The sequence below is a fragment of the Sandarakinorhabdus oryzae genome (genome assembly GCF_009733735.1).
GTDB lineage: Bacteria > Pseudomonadota > Alphaproteobacteria > Sphingomonadales > Sphingomonadaceae > Sandarakinorhabdus > Sandarakinorhabdus oryzae.
In genome coordinates this window covers 1-2,026 of sequence record NZ_WNJP01000288.1, presented here as the reverse complement: position 1 = coordinate 2,026, position 2,026 = coordinate 1, and the positions used below count along the sequence as shown (strand labels likewise).

Annotated in this window: 2 protein-coding genes; both read right to left on the bottom strand. The window is 62.5% G+C overall.

The features are described 5' to 3' along the window. Positions 1–606 (bottom strand): polyamine aminopropyltransferase (locus GJ693_RS15680; RefSeq protein ID WP_156257170.1); only part of this gene is annotated, 606 nt, incomplete at its 3' end. A 742-nt stretch (positions 607–1,348) separates the two neighbouring features. After that, positions 1,349–2,026, bottom strand: a 678-nt coding sequence (locus GJ693_RS15675; RefSeq protein ID WP_197042276.1) for a chromate transporter, incomplete at its 5' end; no start/stop codon positions are given.

Below are 2,026 nucleotides of genomic sequence, written 5' to 3'. Positions count from 1 at the left end.
CACCGTCTCCACCGCAAAGCCGCTGCGCTCCAATTGCCGGCCAAAGGCGGCGTCCGGCGCGGCCGACCAGACGGCAAGCACGCCACCAGGCCGCAGCGCCGCGCGCGCATCGGCGAGGCCGCGCGGGCTGTAGAGGCCGTCATTGGCCGCGCGGGTCAGCCCGTCCGGGCCATTGTCGACATCGAGCAGGATCGCATCATAAGCCGCCGTCGCCTGCGCCATGGTGGCGGCAACATCGCCCATGGTCAGCGTGACGCGGCGATCATCGAGGCAGCCGGCGGTGATCGCCGCCATCGGCCCGCGCGCCCAGGCGATGATGCCGGGCACCAGTTCCGCCACCGTCACAAGCGCATCGGCCCCCAGCCGGCCGAGCACGGCGCGCAGCGTATAGCCCATGCCATAGCCGCCGATCAGCAGGTGCGGCGCCTTGCGGGCCGCGATGCGATCACAGGCCATGGTGCCCAGCGCGACCTCTGAGCCGTGCATGCGCGTGCTCATCAGTTCGTTGCGATCGAGCACGATCATGAAATCATCGCCGCGCCGGAACAGCCTTAGCGGTGGCCCGCCCGGCACGTCGGCCTCACCGATCAGTTCACGCGGGATCATCGGGCGGGGCCTGGCCGTCTCGTCATGGTCCGTCCTCCCTGTGCGCCACGGCATGTCAGAAGTGGCACTCGGGCGCCAGCGGCAGATGGCGCGGGCGGCCGGGTCAAGCGGACCAAGAAGGGGGCCTCCGGCGGCAAGGGTCGTAGACCCTTGACCCGTTTGTTCTCGGGTGCGCAGGTAAGTCGGTGGGCCTTCATGCCTGCTTGGTGTGTGGACAACTTTCCATGATCCCAATTCCCTTGAGGCCATTTGCAAATTCGAGAAGACTGCTACGCGTGTAAAGCGCCAAGGGATAATTGAATTCTTTCCTATTTTTATCAGTTATGACTAGGAATGAATTGCCCATTCCCGAAGGAAAGACCGGGTTTTGAACCCATTGGATGTGAAATGAGAAAATATCATCTACAAGGATATGTTTCCTTCGTATGATACCAATTGAAATATATCTAATTATAATTTCGTTGCTTGAGATTCTAATAACTACCCATAGAGCATAGATTAATGAGACGGGTATTGCCATTACCACGCAAGCAATGAACTCTGTTTTGTGAATGGGGATGAAAAAACTTGCAAGAGTGCAGATTAATCCAATCCAAACAGGGAAGCACACCAGAAACACCAAAATTCTATCCCCAACTCGGGGAGAAAAGAATTGCATGAGCTGGTTCCTGCGAGAAGGGACGCCTCAGTAACGAGGAATTTTGTAACTGCCAGCAGCGCCGCGTCAATCGCGATCCCATCCCTAACTCAACAATGGCAAGCCGATGGCGCCGCCAAACAGCACAGCGACCAGCGGCGCCAGTCTGTGTTTCCAGCGATAGAGGAGCAGCAGAGCGGCGGCGGTGATGGCCAGGCTCACCGGCAGATTGGGGCTGCCGGTGGCGGCGGTGCGGGCCAGATCGATGAGGGTGACCACGATGAGCCCGACCACGCCTGCGGCAACGCCTTCGAGGCTGTGGGTCAGGCGTGGATCGTCGGTCACCTGCTCCAGCCGTTCATAGAAGAGCAACGAGAAAGCGAAGGCCGGCAGGAACATGCCGGCGGTTATGGCCAGCGCGCCGCTGAAGCCATCGGCGACGAAGCCCACGAACGTCACGAAGATGACCAGCGGCGCCGGCAACAGGCCCGACAGGCCCAGCCCATCCAGAAAGGCCTGGTCGCTGATCCAGCCGCGCCCCACCGTGTCGGACCGCACGAAGGGAATGGCGGTATAGGCGCCGCCAAAGGTGAGCAGGCCGCCCTTCAGCCCGGCCCAGAACAGGCCGAGCGCGGACGGCGCCGCGGCCCAGCCGAGCGTCAGGCTGGCGGGCAGGCTGAGCGGCGGCAGGGCCAGGGACGCGCCGGCCGCGACCAGCACCAACCCGGCCAGCAGCGGCCGCCCGCCGGCCGCCAATGCGTAACAAAGGCCCGCCACTGGCAA